The sequence below is a fragment of the Agromyces subbeticus DSM 16689 genome, from assembly GCF_000421565.1.
Taxonomy (GTDB): Bacteria; Actinomycetota; Actinomycetes; order Actinomycetales; family Microbacteriaceae; genus Agromyces; species Agromyces subbeticus.
Window position 1 is genome coordinate 140,948 of record NZ_ATXG01000003.1, and the last position, 13,494, is coordinate 154,441.

The following is a 13,494-nucleotide window of genomic DNA, read 5'->3' on the forward strand; positions in this document are numbered from 1 at the left end:
TCTAACCTTTCACGCTTCCGGCGAGGATGCCGTTGATGAAGTGACGCTGAAGCACGATGAAGAGCACCAGCAGCGGGATGAGTGCGACGGAACTCGCCGCGAGGAGTTCGCCGGTGACCGTGGCGTAGTCCGCCCCGATCCGGTTGCCCGTGATGTTCTGGGCGAGCGTCGAGAGCACGACCTGGAGCGTCGCCATCTGCTCGGAACTCGCGATGACCACGGGCCAGACGAAGTCGTTGTAGATGTTCATGATCGTGAGCACCGCGAGTCCGGCGAGTCCCGGGCGGATGACTGGAACGATCACGCGCCAGAAGATGCCGAACTCGCTGCAACCGTCGACTCGAGCGGCGTCGAGAAGCTCGTCCGGCACCGCGCTGATCACTTGCCGCATCCAGAAGATCGCGAAGGCGTCGACGGCACCCGGCAGGATCAGTGCCTGGTACGTGTTGACCCAGCCGAACGTCTTCATCTCGAGCAGCAGCGGAATGATGAGCACGATGGTGGGCAGCATCAGGGTGATGAGCACCGCCCCGAAGATGATGTTCTTGCCGACGAACTCGTACTTCGCGAAGGCGTAGGCCGCCAGTGGTGCGAAGAACATCGTGATGGCACCCTTGGCGATGAGCACGATCGCCGTGTTGAGGAAGCCGTGCGCGATGGGGACGTCGTGGAACATCGCCACGTAGTTGTCGAGCGTGAACGTCGACGGATCGAACGAGAGCGGCGCACGGATGATGTCGTTGGCCGGCTTGAACGAGGAGACGAGCGCCCACGCCACGGGCGCGAGGAAGCCGGCCATCAGGAGCAGGAGAAAGGCGTGCGTGCCGATCCTGAGCTGTGAGCGGCGGGAACCCCGGGCACCGACGGGACCCAGCTCAGTCGCCGAGGTCGAAGGTGCGGATGTCTCGCGCTGATCGCGCTCGGTGAGTGTCATGTCGGCCATGGTCAATCCTTCGCTCGCAGGGTCCGGACGAAGAGCAGGGAGAGCGCCATCACGAGGATGACCAGCAGGAACGAGTTCGCGGCACCGGTGCCGAGGTCGGCGCGGGTGATGTGGTTGTAGAGGTAGTAGCCGGCCGTGGTCGTCGAGTTGTACGGGCCGCCCTGCGTCACGACGAAGGGTTCGGCGAACATCTGGAACACCGCGAGCGTCTGCAGCACGACCGCGAACATGATGGTGCGGCGAAGCAATGGCACCGTGATGCTCCAGATCTGACGGACGCGCGAGGCTCCGTCGAGGTCTGCCGCTTCGTACAGCGAATTGTCGATCGACTGCAGCCCGGAGAGCAGGATGATCACGATGAACCCCGTGGTCTTCCACAGGAAGAGCAGCGCGAGCGTGGGTTTGGACCATTCGCTCGTCGTGAGCCAGCCGACGTCGGGCAGGCCCAGCCCGCCGAGTACCGCGTTCACCGCACCGTACTGCTGGTCGAAGAGGACGATCCAGATCTGCGCGACCGCGACCAGCGGCGTGACGAACGGCACGATGAACGCGACCCGGTACATGCCGCGCAACCTCAGCGTCGCCGAGTTGAGCAGCACGGCGACGATGACGCCGAGCACCAGCTGGATCGGCACGATCAGCAACCAGAGCACGGCGGAGTTGCCGAGCGAGCCCCAGAAGCCGGGGTTCGAGAGCAGGTACGTGTAGTTGTCCCAACCGACCCACTCCGCGGCCCCGGTGCCGCGCCAGTTCGTGAAGCTCAAGCGCGCCGTGAAGACGAGCGGGTAGACGCTGAACGCGAAGAAGATCGCGAGGAACGGCAACACGAAGAGATACGGAGCGAGGCGCCGGCGGATCAACGCGCTGCCGGGACGGCGGCGCCGCTGACGTGCCGCGGAGTGAGTGGCTGGGAGTGCGGTCATGGTGCTGGGGTCACTGCCGATCGATGAGGTTGGTCTGGATGGCCTCGGTCGAACCGGTCAGCACCTGGTCGGGCGTGAGATCGCCGTCGAGCATCCGTTGAACGTCGTTGCCGAGGTAGTCGACCGCACCGGCCCACCAGCTCGGAATCGGCGTACCGCCGGGGATCTGGGCGCCGGCCTCGGTCGCGACCGCCCAGAGGTCCTGTCCGCCGAGCGCGTCGACCGGTTCGAAGAGGGGAGCCGACGGGTTCGCTGCCGGTGAGTAGCTCGGGATCGAGGTGTTGAGTCCGGTCGGATAGATGTCGTTGGGTCCCCAGACCGCCGTGTATCCGGCTTCGTCGAACATGAGGAACTCGTAGAACAGCCACGCGAGTTCGGAGTTCTCGCCGTCCTTCGGCAGCACGAACGACGACCCTCCCATCGCACCGCTTCGGGCCCCCTCGGCCTCCCACGCGGGCAGTTCCATGGCACGCCAGTCGCCACTGGTCTCGGGCAGCAGTTGCTGCGGTGCGAAGCTGAACCAGATCGCCCACGGGTAGAACACCTGGTTGCCGTTCTCGAGCTCGGCGATATCGGTCGGGCTGAGGTACTCGGCGCGCGTGCCGAGCCCCTCGGACTGCACCGTGTCGAGGAACGTCAGGATCTGCTCGTACTCCGGGCTGTCGAGACGCAAGTCCCCGTTCTCATCGGCGATCGAGGTGCCGAGCTGGTTCGCGTACATCTCGAGCTGCAGCTGGCCGAGGAAGGCGGATTGCTCGAGGTGGATCGGCTTCGAGCCGGGCTTGGCGGCTTGATAGGCGCGGGCGGCATCGATGAGGTCGTCGTACGTCTCGATCTGTGTCGCGTCGACACCGGCGGACTCCAGCGCCGCGGCGTTGTACCAGAGCAGTCCAGGGTCGAGGTCGAACGGCACTCCGTAGATGCCGCCGTCGACCGAGTTCACATCGACCTTCTGCGGCGCGATGTCAGCGACATACGGGTCGAGGACATCGCTGAGGTCCCACAGGTACTCGGCGAATCCGCCGACCTTCGCATCGTCGAGGAACACGCCATCGGGCACATCGGTGCCGGTGATGAGCGTGTTCTGCAGCTTGGCGTCGATGTCGACGGCTTCGTGATTGACCGTGATGTTCGGGTACTTCTCGTTGAAGTCGTCGATGGCTGCTTCGAACACCTCGAACAGGTCGCCCGAGCGATCCCAGATCGTGATCTCGCCCTCGGGCCCTTGGGCGGTGGGCGCCTGCAAGCGATCGTCGCCGGCTTCGGCGCCGCCGCCCGTGACATCAGGGCCGCACGCCGTCAGCGCCATCGCGCCGACCGCGATCGCTCCGATGGCGGCAAGACGCGCGCCGCGCCGTTTGATGTGGCGGTGCATGGACACTCCTTCGTGTTGTGGTGCGACATCGTCGATTTGCAACGTCTGCAAACTGTAAACCGAATTTGCGTACGTTGCAAACGCTAGTATTGCTGCATGCCTTCAACGATGCGCGATGTGGCCGAGCGAGCACAGGTCTCCGTGCGCACCGTGTCGAACGTGGTGAGTGGCTACACGCACGTGAGCGACCGCATGCGGGTGCGTGTGCTCAAGGCGATCGAAGAGCTCGACTACCGCCCGAACCCCGTCGCCCGAACGCTCCGCACCGGGCGCACCGGCATGCTCGCACTCATCGTGCCCGAGATCGACGTGCCCTACTTCAGCGAACTCGCCCGTGACGTCATCGATGCTGCCGCCGAGTTCGGCTATCGCGTCATGATCGACCAGACGGGGCACGACCACGAGCGCGAACGCGAGCTCCTCATGGGCGAAGACCGCACGATGCTCTTCGACGGGTTGCTCTTCAGCCCACTGGTGACGAAAACCGAGTTGCTCTCCATGAACGGCGCGACCAGGATGCCACTCATCCTCCTCGGCGAGCACGAGTTCGACGGTCGGTTCGATCACGTCGCGATCGACAACGTCCGCGCAGCACACGACGCCGTCTCGCACCTCATCGCACTCGGCCGCCGCCGCATCGCGGCCATCGGCACTCAGCCGCTCGAGGAATACGCGACTCCGCTGCAACGCACCGCTGGGTACGAAGCGGCGCTGCGCGACGCGGGACTCGAACCAGACCCCGACTACGAGAAGTCGGCGGCCCACTACAGCCGCGCCGACGGCTATGCCGCTGCGACCGCACTCCTCGAACTGAGCCCACGCCCAGACGCGATCTTCTGCTTCTCCGACCTCCTGGCCATGGGCGCGATGCGCGCCATCTTCGACGCCGGCCTTCACGTTCCAGACGACATCGCGGTGATCGGCATCGACGACATCGAAGAGGGTCGCTACGCGCGGCCGTCGCTCAGCACGGTCTCCCTCGACACGCCGTTCATCGCTCGCGAAGCCGTGCGACGCATCACGGCGCGGATCGACGATCCGGCGTCACCAGCGCAGGAGATCGTGGCTCCGCACCGCCTCATCGCCCGCGAAAGCACGAGCGCCGCACCGCGCAACTGAGCGGCCCGAACGGCACAGCCGGCACAGCCGGCACGCCGCAGCACTCGATGGCGCTCATCGCGGGTCAGGCCGCAGCTGCACTCCCGTCGACCGTCGTCTGGCGCTCACCTCCTCCGGACCCCGCGACCGAGTCGGCGTGCCGCACCGACTCGAAGATGCGGGCGAAGCCCTCGGCGCCGCGCCCCGCGTCGCGCTGGCGCGCGATGAGCGACTGCACCATCGCGAGCGGTTCGGCCCCGACCCCGGCCTCGGCCGCCGCCTCGAGCATCTTCGAGAGGTCGGAGAAATCGAGGCTCTGCTGCCCGGCGACCGTGTAGTCGCCGCCGTCGATCACGCGGCCGTAGCCCACGAGTTCCCCGCTCATCGCCGACAGCCACGCGGCCGAGCGTTCAGCGAAGGCCGTTGCCGAGACGCCGGCCGTGGCGACCAGCGCCGCACCCTGCATGTACCCGGCGAACATCACGTACATGCCGGAGAGGAGGGCGATGTCGTAGAGCGAGGCGAGGCCGGGGTCTGCGCCGAAGTAGCTGCTGATGCCCCACCGGTCGAACACGTGGCGGTACCGCTCGAACGAGTTCTGGTCGCCGCTGTACAGAATCTCGCTGCCGGGCCCGCCGATCATCGACGGCACGGCCATGATGCCGCCGTCGAGCGCGGCGACGCCCGCGGCATCCGCCCACCGCCCGAGCTCTCGCGCCTGCTCGGGCGAGGTCGTGGTGAGGTTGAGGAGCACCCGGCCGCGCAAGCGATCGACGAGCGGGTCGAGCGTCTCGTGCACCGAGTCGTGGTCGAACAGGCACACGATGACGAGCTCCGACGAGTCGAGGGCCGCGCCCGCGCTCGGCGCTTCGACGGCACCGCTTTCGACGAGCTGTGCGGCCCGGCCCGGCGTGCGGTTCCAGACGGTGACGGCGTGACCGGCCCCGAGCAGGGCGGCTGCGAGCGCGCGCCCCATCTCGCCGAGGCCGAGGATGCTGACGGTGACGGGCGCGTTCAGGGGCGCGTTCATAGTGGTGTCCTCTCGGTGGGGTGTCGGGCCAGCGGGTACGTCGTGCGCGTCTATGCCGGCCGATCACGCCATCCTGACGCGACACTGCGATACCGACAAGTACCTACTATTTAGTGCAATACTTACCAAATGGTAAGCATGACTGACACCGCGCCGTCGGCAGAGCCTCGAAGCGGCCCCTACATCTGCGGCATCGATGCCGCGATGGACGTCGTCTCCGGCAAGTGGAAGTCGTTGATCCTGTGGGAACTCGACGCCGGCACCCGGCGGTTCGGCGAGCTGCGCCGCGGGCTGCCCGGTGTCAGCGAGAAGATGCTGATCCAGCACCTGCGCGAGCTCGAATACGACGGGCTGGTGCACCGCGAGGTCTACCGCGAGGTGCCCCCGCGGGTGGAGTACTCACTCACCGAGCTCGGTCGAGAGCTGAACGCCGCGCTCGAACCGCTCGCCGAGTGGGGTCGACGCCGCATCGACCGCATCGGTGCCGAGCGAGTCGAGCTGCCGGCGACCGGCTGACCGGAGCATCGGCGGCCGGGAGCTCCGCGGTGCTCAGCGCGGCGCGGCCGGCGTGCGCCGGTACCCATCGCGGCGGAACTGCACCAGCGCCGCCGCCACGGCGATGGCGGCGACAAACGCGATCAGCAGCAGGAACAGGAGTGCGAACACGGGGTCTTTCCTCTCTCGGCGATCACGAAATGTGATGAAACCTCATGGAAGTTTCCGACCTTCGCCCGGCCGCGTCGTCAGGGCGACCACGGAGTCGGGGGTCGGGGTGCCCTCGGGGGTGAGCTCCGACGGCTGCGGCTCGCCCCACGCCCGACCGAGCGGCACGACGCCCGCCCAGACCGAGTGATCCTCGCCGTCGCCTGGCGCCTCGGATGCCCCCGCCGCGCGCATCTTCATGACCACGTCGTCGAGCGGCAACCGCAGCACTCGAGTCGCAGCGGCCTCCTTGCGCTTCGTCGCCCGCACCTCGGCGGGCCGGCCGGGCATGAGCCGCTCCGAGAGCGCGAGCAATGCGGCATCCGCTCCCTCGCCCTCGACGGGCTCGAGCACGCCGTATGCCACGGCGCTGCGGTAGTTCATCGAGCTGTCGAAGAGCGACCGGGCGAAGACGAGGCCGTCGAGCGCGGTCACGGCGAAGGCGACGGTCTGACCCTCGGATGCCGCGCGCAGGGCGAACCCGCCGCCGGTCGAGCCGTGCAGCAGCACGTGCTCGCCGTCGCGGGCGAAGCCCATGGGCACGACGATGGGCACGCCGTCGACGACGGCGGCGAGGTGCCCCACGAGCTCGGTGTCGAGCAGCTCGAAGAGGGCGTCGCGGTCAGTGGTCTGGCGCTCGGACATACGGCGGATGCGTCGCGGTGCGAGCGGCTGCTGGGCTGGGGCGTCGATCGTGGTCACGGTTCGAGTCTCGACGTACACTGGTCGCACTGCGAGTCCAGTTCCCGCAGGTTCTACCAGTCCAGTCGGGAGGCGCTCATGGATGGGCCGATGCTCGCGATCGACCGCTCGTCGGGCCGACCGCTCGGGGTGCAACTCGTCGAGGGGGTGCGCCGGGGCATCCTCGACGGCGCGCTTCGCCCCGGAGATCCGGTGCCGTCGACTCGGGCACTGGCGAGCGAGCTCGGCGTCTCGCGCAGCGCGATCGTCGCGGCGTACGAGCAACTCGCCGGCGAGGGGTACCTCGACATGCGGCAGGGCGCGGCGACCCGGGTGGCCGAGCTGCCGACGACGTTCAGCGGCGGCATGCCGGCGACCGGGGCCGCCGGCCCAGGCACGTCACGCATCGTCGCGGCGCTCACCAGCTCAGCACCCACGGGCGCACCCGACGCTGAACCGGGCCGCACCGAACCCCGCATCTCCCTGCTTCCCGGCTACCCTTCGACCGCCCGCATCGACGCGCGCGCCTGGCGGGCGGCGTGGCGGCACGCCGCAGCACGCGAGATCCCGTCGGTGTCGCCGCCGCCGTTCGGTGTCGACAGCCTTCGCGCCGAGATCGCCGACCACCTGCGCCACGCGCGAGGCGTGACGTGCTCTCCCGACGAGGTCGTGATCACCGCCGGCACGAACGAGGCGGTCGGGCTCATAGCCGGAGCGCTCCGAGTCCTCCGCGGGGCGCAACCGATCGTCGCGGTCGAGCACCCCGGGTATCCGTCGGCGCGTCGGGCGCTCGAGCGCCGCGGCATGCTCACGATGCCCGTCGCGGTCGACGCCGACGGGCTCGATCTCGAGGCTTTGCGCCGGGCACCACACCGACCCGACGCTGTGATGGTGACACCGAGCCACCAGTATCCGCTCGGGGGCCGCTTGCCGGTCGCGACCCGGCTCGAGCTGCTGGCCTGGGCGGGCTCGACCGGCACGCTCGTGATCGAAGACGACTACGACAGCGAGTTCCGCCACACCGGCCCGCCGTTTCCGGCGCTCGCCTCGCTCGACGAGGCCGGCCTGACCGTGCTCGTGGGCAGCTTCTCGAAGGTGCTGACGCCGTGGCTCCGACTCGGCTATCTCGTGCTGCCGCCCGCCGAGACGAACCCCACTCTGCGGGCCGCGGTCGCCGAGGTGCGCGCCGACGAGGCGTGCCCGGTGCCCGGCGTGGCGCAGGAGGCCATGGCCGCGCTGCTCGCCGGCGGCACGGTGCGCCGGCACATCGCCGTGACCCGTCGCGAGTACGCCCACCGGCGCAGGCTCGTGCTCGCCGCGCTCGGCGACCTGCCGGGCGCACCGCTCTCGGCGCTCGACGGCGGGTTGCATGCCGTGATCGAGCTGCCCGACGCCGCGACATCCGCTGCCGTCGTCGCCAGGCTGGCGGCCGAGGGCGTCGCCGTCGCGCCGCTCGCCGACTACTCGGCGGTGGCCGGCGACGAGCAGCCTGGCATCGTGTTCGGCTACGCCGCGACGACCGACACGCAGCTCGCCGAGGGACTCGAGCGCATCCGTGCCGCGATCATCGACGGCGGAATCGCACGGCCTGTCGAACGCACGAGCCGACCGATAGGGTGAACCGACCGGCGCGCCGAGGGCGGCGTGCCACCCTACGGTTCGGAGGCCCGGTGAGGCGAGCGCGCGGCACGGCGACGAAGATCGATGCCAAGAATGGCCTGGCCGGGCTCGGCACCGCCGCGGTGATCACGTCGGTGATCGCACTGAGCGGATGCGTCGGCGCCCCCGCCCCTCCGCCGGTCACGATCGTCGCCACCGTCACCGCGACGCCCACCCCGACGCCGACGCCCACCCCGGTAGCTCCGCCGGCAGCCGAACCTGTGCCCGCTCCCGCGCCCGCACCCGTGCCGAATGCACCGGCCCCCGTCTACGAGCCGGGCCCCGCCGTCGACCTCGGCGCCGCCGACGGCGCGAACGGCACGCCCGTGCTCGACGGGTCGGGCATGCCGATCAGCTACACGGTCGTCTCGGGCGACCACTTCTTCGATATCGCGCAGCGCTTCGACCTGCCGCAGCAGCAACTGCTGCGCATGAATCCGCAGATCCACGACTTCGGCGAGAACGTCTACATCGGCGACGTCATCAACCTCGACTGGACGAAGACCGGGTGATCCTCGCCGGCGACACGCACTACGGCGCGGGTCGCACCGGCGGCGCATCGTCGGGGGCGAGGTACGCGCCGATCCTGCGGAAGAGATCGTCGCCGCCGTTCGAGTACTGCCCCTCGCTGTCGAACGCCTCCTCCTCGTAGGTGACGGCCACCGCGATAGCGATCTTCTCCGATGGCAGGTAGGCGTTGACCGCGGCGTAGCCGTAGAAGAGCGGGTTCTGCAGCAGCCAGTCGCCCGTGATCCACAGCCCGAGCCCGTAGGTCGCGAACTCGTCGAGCGGGCGGCAGTTGACGCATCCGTCGATCGCCGTCGTCTGGCCGCGAAGATCGGTCGAGGTCATCGCCTCGTACGACTCCTCCGACAGCAGCTCGCCCGTGCCGACGGCGACCGCGGTCGCGAGCAGGTCGTCGATGTTGCTCGTCTGGATCGCGCCTTGACTGATGGTCCACGACGGGTTCCAGTTCGTGGAGTCCTCGTAGAACGGTGTGCCCTCGGGGATCTCGAGGAAGGTGCGCCGCTCCGAGCTGTAGGCGTGCAGCGCCGGCTCGGGAATCACGGCGGTGAGCGACGCTTTCGTGTTCGTGAGCCCGAGTGGATCGAGCACCCGCTCTTGCAGGGCGTCTTCGAGCGGCATCCCCGTGACCTCCTCGAGCACCAGCCCGAGGATGACGTAGTTGGTGTGCGCGTAGGCCCAGTTGGTGCCGGGCTCGAACCAGAGCGGCTTGTCGATCGCGAGCGCGAGCTGATCCTCCGTCGTCCACGCCTTGAACACGTCGGCGTAGGCGATCTGGGCGAACTCGTCATTGCCGAGCACGAAGTCCTGATAGCCCGAGGTCATCTGGGCCAGTTGCTCGACCGTGACCTCGTCGGCGTGGGGCAGGTCGGGCAGGTACATCGAGACCTTGTCGTCGAGGCTCATCTCGCCCTCGTCGACGAGCTGCAGCATCAGGGTCGACACGTACGAGATCGCCACGGCGCCGTTGCGGAAGTGCATGTCGGGCGTGGCAGGCACCCCCGTCATCGACTCGCCCTCGGCGGCGGTCACGATCTCTTCGCCGTCGACCGAGACCTTGACGATGACCGCCTTCAGGTGCGCTTCGTCCATGTAGTCGCGAACGATCTGCATGATCGCGTCGGCCTTCACGGCGTCGTCGCCCGGCACCTGATCGGATGCATCCGACCCCGTCGGCGAGGCAAGGGGGCTCGGTGACGCTGCGGGCGTGACGCCGCCCGATGTGCATGCCGCCAGCAGGCCCAGCGCGCATGCGAACACCGCGATTCGCCCGATCATCGGGCCCCGCCGTGGAATGGACATGACTGAGTGTCCCGCCGAAGAACCTGAGATAACAACAGTTCCGGCCGTTCGGGGGGTGTCTCGACTGGGCTCTCTCAGCCGAACGACGAGAGCGGCGGTTCTCGCGGGCGGGCCTACTGTTCGATCGAGAACGCCCGACGTACCGCAACACGCAGCGCTTCTCGGCGACGCCCATGGAGTTCACCGGCGTCATCGGGGCCGGCTGCGATGAGCGGGCTCGCGGGCGACCAGGCCATCGACATCGAGGTGACGAGTGACAACACATCCTCTGCGTCCAGTCCCGGGTCGACCAGCCCTGCCCGCTGGCCTTCGCGAATCGCCTCGACCTTCTCGCGATTGTGGTCCTCGCCGTCGTCGTACATGTCTCCGACCGGATGCCGCTCGAGTCGCGCCCACGTCGTCAGGCGCACCACTTCGGGGTGCGAGAGATAGGTGTCATACAGCTTGACGGCATAGCCCGGCAGATCGTCGCCGGGCAGGGGTACCGCGTTCACCATCCGGCTGATGTGCTCGGCGTACACAGCGTCGAAGAGTGACTCCTTCCCCCCGAAGTACCCGTACATCTGGCCTTTGTTCGACCGCGCATCGGCGGCGATGCGATCGACCCTGGCGCCGGCGATTCCAAACCGAGCGAATTCGTTCGAGGCGGCATCGATGATGCGTCGCTTGGTCGCCTCGCCTTTCGATGTCGTCACGACGCAATTGTAACTACCGACTGGTTGGTTTGAATTCGCGCCGGTAATCCTCTATCGTCTCAAGATGAACAAACTAGTTAGTATTTTCTTGCCTTCACCCGCAGGCAACTCCGCACTCCCCCTCTGAATCGGAGAATCCGTGCACGACACGACCTTGATCACGAACGCACTCAACATCGACCGGCGCTCCTCCGCTTGGCAGCGCACCGTCGATATCACCACGACCGGGGCACGCACCGGCCGGGCACGGCGAATCGAGATCTGGTTCCATCACGTCCATGGGCGCTGGTACCTCAGCAGCACGCCCGCCCGCCGAGCGTGGTACGCCAACCTGCTTGCGAACCCGCGGTTCGTGTTCCACCTCAAGCACGGTGTGCACGCCGACCTGCGCGCCACCGCCGTTCCCATCACCGATCCGGTCGAGAAGCGGCCGGTTTTCGAGAGCATCGTCGACGACTTCAACCAGCCGCACAATCCGGCTGTGGTGCGACAGCCGCAGCTCGTCGACGACTGGATGGCCGGAAGCCCACTCATGGAGATCATCTTCACCGACATCACCACACCCGAGGAGAACCACGCATGATCACCAATCGACGCGCCCGCACGGCGCTCGTCACCGGAGCATCCAGCGGCATCGGGGCCGCCAGCGCGCTCGCCTTGGCGTCCATCGGATTCGACGTCGTCGGCGTGGCCCGCAGAGAAGATCGACTCGCGCGCCTCGCCGACGAAGGCCGCAGCCTGCCGTCCGGGGCCGGTACCGTGCATGTGCTTCCGCTCGATCTGACTGCTGAGCACGCGGCGTCACGCGCCGTGGAGCACGCCGTAGCGACAACGGGGAGCATCGACGCGCTGGTCAACGCCGCTGGATACGGCGTCAACGAGCCCTCCGAAGAGATGGCCGAAGAGGATTGGAACAGCCTCTTCGCCATCAACATCAACGCCGTCGCCCATCTCACAGCTGCAGCACTGCCGCACCTGCTCGACGCCGCCCGCGAGCACGGCGTCGCCGACGTGCTGACCATCTCATCCACGGCCGGGCTCTCGGCCGAGCCACGGGCTGCCGCCTACAGCGGTTCGAAGTTCGCGGTGCGCGGTCTCATGGAGGCGTGGCGCAAGGAGTACGCCAGTCGTGATGTACGGTTCTGCACCGTGTACCCCGGCGCCGTCGCCACGGAGTTCGGCGGAGACCAGCAGTTCATCCGCGATTGGTACGCCGACATGGAGGCTCGCGGCGCCGTCCTGACTGCGACCGACATCGCGAGCACAGTCGCCTTCGTCGTCAGTCAGCCCGCCCGAGCTTCGATCTCGGAGCTCACGCTCCGCCCGGCACGCCAGACCTGAAGGACGGCACGGTGACGATCGGCGTCGCGACGCGACGCGTCGCGCAACGATTCGCGGGGTGCGAGTCGCCGGAGTCTTCGGCATGAACCCGCGAAGGTTAGGATAGCCTCTCCTGCACTTCGAATCCGAAAGAGCCTCGTGATGCGCCGTCATTCCTCCCCGTTCGTCGCGTCCGCGGCATCCGTCGTTCTCGCCGCCGTCGCCCTGACCGGATGCTCCGCAGCCGCGCCGTCCGACGATGCCGCATCCGAGAGCCCCTCGGCCGACGCGCTCGTGGTCTACAACGCGCAGCACGAGCAGCTGACCGAGGAGTGGGTCGCCGCATTCACCGAGGAGACCGGCATCGAGGTCGTGCTGCGCCACGGCTCCGACAGCGAGCTCGGCAACCAACTCGTGCAGGAGGGTGAGGCGTCCAAGGCCGACGTCTTCCTCACCGAGAACTCGCCGGCGATGTCGCTCGTCGAGAACGCCGGGCTCTTCGCCCCGGTCGACCAGGCCACGCTCGACCTCGTGCCTGCGACCTACCGACCCTCGAGCGGGCTGTGGACCGGCATCGCCGCGCGGTCGACGGTGCTCGTCTACAACCCCGAGCTCGTCGACGAGGCCGAACTGCCGGCCTCGCTCATGGATCTCGCGAACACCGAGTGGAACGACCGCTGGGGCGGCGCTCCCGGCGGCGCCGACTTCCAGGCCATCGTCTCGGCGATGCTCGAGCTCGAGGGCGAAGCAGCCACCGAGACCTGGCTCGATGCCATGGGCGAGCACGCCACCGTCTACCAGAACAACATCGCGACCATGAAGGCCGTGAACGCGGGCGAGGTTCCGGCCGGCGTCATCTACCACTACTACTGGTTCCGCGATCAGGAGAAGACGGCCGAGAACAGCGGCAACACGAAGCTGCACTACTTCGGCAATCAAGACCCGGGCGCCTTCGTGAGCGTCTCGGGCGGCGGCGTGCTCGCCTCGAGCACACACCAGGACGAGGCGCAGCAGTTCCTGGCGTTCCTCGCGGGCGAGCAGGGCCAGACGATCCTCGGCCAGGGCTACAGCTTCGAGTACCCCGTCTCGAGCGGCATCCCCGCGAAGGCGCCGCTGCCGGCACTCGACTCGCTCGACGCGCCCGCCGTCGACCCCTCGAAGCTCAACGGGCCGCAGGTCATCGAGCTCATGACGAACGCCGGTCTGCTCTGACGACAGACGCTGCGATCGACGCCCCGGCT

General features: G+C 68.0%; 14 protein-coding genes. 7 read left to right on the forward strand and 7 right to left on the reverse strand.

All coding sequences use genetic code 11. The features are described 5' to 3' along the window. Position 1: 1 nt before the first annotated feature. Genes H521_RS0106765 through H521_RS0106775 form a run of 3 tightly spaced genes read right to left on the reverse strand, consistent with a single transcriptional unit; the run spans position 2 to position 3,241 of the window. Positions 2-943 (reverse strand): carbohydrate ABC transporter permease, encoded by a 942-nt coding sequence (locus H521_RS0106765; protein ID WP_022892271.1) that lies wholly within the window; start codon positions 941-943, stop codon positions 2-4. Between the two features lie 2 nt (positions 944-945). Further along, positions 946-1,866: a carbohydrate ABC transporter permease gene (locus tag H521_RS0106770; RefSeq protein WP_022892272.1), complete on the reverse strand. Its 921-nt coding sequence runs from the start codon at positions 1,864-1,866 to the stop codon at positions 946-948. Between the two features lie 10 nt (positions 1,867-1,876). Then, a complete protein-coding gene (locus tag H521_RS0106775; RefSeq protein ID WP_022892273.1) occupies positions 1,877-3,241 on the reverse strand; it encodes an ABC transporter substrate-binding protein in 1,365 nt (454 codons plus the stop codon). Positions 3,242-3,337: 96 nt separating this feature from the next. Between H521_RS0106775 and H521_RS0106780 the strand changes: the two genes are divergently transcribed. After that, positions 3,338-4,360 (forward strand): LacI family DNA-binding transcriptional regulator, encoded by a 1,023-nt coding sequence (locus tag H521_RS0106780; protein ID WP_022892274.1) that lies wholly within the window; start codon positions 3,338-3,340, stop codon positions 4,358-4,360. Positions 4,361-4,424: 64 nt separating this feature from the next. Here H521_RS0106780 and H521_RS21900 read toward each other — a convergent pair whose 3' ends face one another. Then, positions 4,425-5,369: an NAD(P)-dependent oxidoreductase gene (locus H521_RS21900; protein ID WP_022892275.1), complete on the reverse strand. Its 945-nt coding sequence runs from the start codon at positions 5,367-5,369 to the stop codon at positions 4,425-4,427. A gap of 138 nt (positions 5,370-5,507) precedes the next feature. On the opposite strand from H521_RS21900, the gene H521_RS0106790 reads away from it, so the two are divergent. After that, positions 5,508-5,885 carry a winged helix-turn-helix transcriptional regulator gene (locus H521_RS0106790; RefSeq protein WP_022892276.1) on the forward strand — a complete coding sequence of 126 codons (378 nt, stop codon included), beginning with the start codon at positions 5,508-5,510 and terminating at the stop codon, positions 5,883-5,885. 192 nt (positions 5,886-6,077) lie between these two features. Here H521_RS0106790 and H521_RS21905 read toward each other — a convergent pair whose 3' ends face one another. Next, on the reverse strand, positions 6,078-6,773 hold the full coding sequence (locus tag H521_RS21905; RefSeq protein WP_245560945.1) for a pyridoxamine 5'-phosphate oxidase family protein: 696 nt from the start codon (positions 6,771-6,773) through the stop codon (positions 6,078-6,080). Positions 6,774-6,863: 90 nt separating this feature from the next. On the opposite strand from H521_RS21905, the gene pdxR reads away from it, so the two are divergent. Further along, positions 6,864-8,372 carry a MocR-like pyridoxine biosynthesis transcription factor PdxR gene (gene pdxR / locus H521_RS21910; RefSeq protein WP_051159203.1) on the forward strand — a complete coding sequence of 503 codons (1,509 nt, stop codon included), beginning with the start codon at positions 6,864-6,866 and terminating at the stop codon, positions 8,370-8,372. 50 nt (positions 8,373-8,422) lie between these two features. After that, positions 8,423-8,923 carry a LysM peptidoglycan-binding domain-containing protein gene (locus H521_RS0106810; protein WP_022892280.1) on the forward strand — a complete coding sequence of 167 codons (501 nt, stop codon included), beginning with the start codon at positions 8,423-8,425 and terminating at the stop codon, positions 8,921-8,923. A 19-nt stretch (positions 8,924-8,942) separates the two neighbouring features. Here the strand turns inward: H521_RS0106810 and H521_RS0106815 are convergent, their stop codons facing one another. Both H521_RS0106815 and H521_RS0106820 read right to left on the reverse strand, forming a co-directional pair. Continuing rightward, the gene (locus tag H521_RS0106815; RefSeq protein WP_022892281.1) at positions 8,943-10,214 is read right to left on the reverse strand and encodes a serine hydrolase domain-containing protein; all 1,272 of its coding nucleotides are present in this window, start codon (positions 10,212-10,214) and stop codon (positions 8,943-8,945) included. A gap of 137 nt (positions 10,215-10,351) precedes the next feature. Continuing rightward, positions 10,352-10,933, reverse strand: coding sequence for a TetR/AcrR family transcriptional regulator (locus H521_RS0106820; RefSeq protein ID WP_022892282.1), 582 nt, complete (start codon positions 10,931-10,933; stop codon positions 10,352-10,354). A 139-nt stretch (positions 10,934-11,072) separates the two neighbouring features. On the opposite strand from H521_RS0106820, the gene H521_RS0106825 reads away from it, so the two are divergent. From H521_RS0106825 to H521_RS0106835, 3 genes are all read left to right on the forward strand, one after another. Further along, on the forward strand, positions 11,073-11,516 hold the full coding sequence (locus tag H521_RS0106825; RefSeq protein ID WP_022892283.1) for a nitroreductase/quinone reductase family protein: 444 nt from the start codon (positions 11,073-11,075) through the stop codon (positions 11,514-11,516). Further along, positions 11,513-12,274: an SDR family oxidoreductase gene (locus H521_RS0106830; protein ID WP_022892284.1), complete on the forward strand. Its 762-nt coding sequence runs from the start codon at positions 11,513-11,515 to the stop codon at positions 12,272-12,274. The genes H521_RS0106825 and H521_RS0106830 overlap by 4 nt, the downstream gene beginning before the upstream one ends. 141 nt (positions 12,275-12,415) lie before the next feature. Then, the gene (locus tag H521_RS0106835) at positions 12,416-13,465 is read left to right on the forward strand and encodes an iron ABC transporter substrate-binding protein (RefSeq protein WP_022892285.1); all 1,050 of its coding nucleotides are present in this window, start codon (positions 12,416-12,418) and stop codon (positions 13,463-13,465) included. The last annotated feature ends 29 nt before the right edge of the window (positions 13,466-13,494 follow it).

What these genes read in the sequence shown, in the direction of transcription:
- H521_RS0106765 (WP_022892271.1), bottom strand. Translation starts at nt 943, where the DNA reads ATGGCCGACATGACACTCACCGAGCGCGATCAGCGCGAGACATCCGCA.
- H521_RS0106770 (WP_022892272.1), bottom strand. Translation starts at nt 1,866, where the DNA reads ATGACCGCACTCCCAGCCACTCACTCCGCGGCACGTCAGCGGCGCCGC.
- H521_RS0106775 (WP_022892273.1), bottom strand. Translation starts at nt 3,241, where the DNA reads ATGCACCGCCACATCAAACGGCGCGGCGCGCGTCTTGCCGCCATCGGA.
- H521_RS0106780 (WP_022892274.1), top strand. Translation starts at nt 3,338, where the DNA reads ATGCCTTCAACGATGCGCGATGTGGCCGAGCGAGCACAGGTCTCCGTG.
- H521_RS21900 (WP_022892275.1), bottom strand. Translation starts at nt 5,369, where the DNA reads ATGAACGCGCCCCTGAACGCGCCCGTCACCGTCAGCATCCTCGGCCTC.
- H521_RS0106790 (WP_022892276.1), top strand. Translation starts at nt 5,508, where the DNA reads ATGACTGACACCGCGCCGTCGGCAGAGCCTCGAAGCGGCCCCTACATC.
- pdxR (WP_051159203.1), top strand. Translation starts at nt 6,864, where the DNA reads ATGCTCGCGATCGACCGCTCGTCGGGCCGACCGCTCGGGGTGCAACTC.
- H521_RS0106815 (WP_022892281.1), bottom strand. Translation starts at nt 10,214, where the DNA reads ATGATCGGGCGAATCGCGGTGTTCGCATGCGCGCTGGGCCTGCTGGCG.
- H521_RS0106830 (WP_022892284.1), top strand. Translation starts at nt 11,513, where the DNA reads ATGATCACCAATCGACGCGCCCGCACGGCGCTCGTCACCGGAGCATCC.
- H521_RS0106835 (WP_022892285.1), top strand. Translation starts at nt 12,416, where the DNA reads ATGCGCCGTCATTCCTCCCCGTTCGTCGCGTCCGCGGCATCCGTCGTT.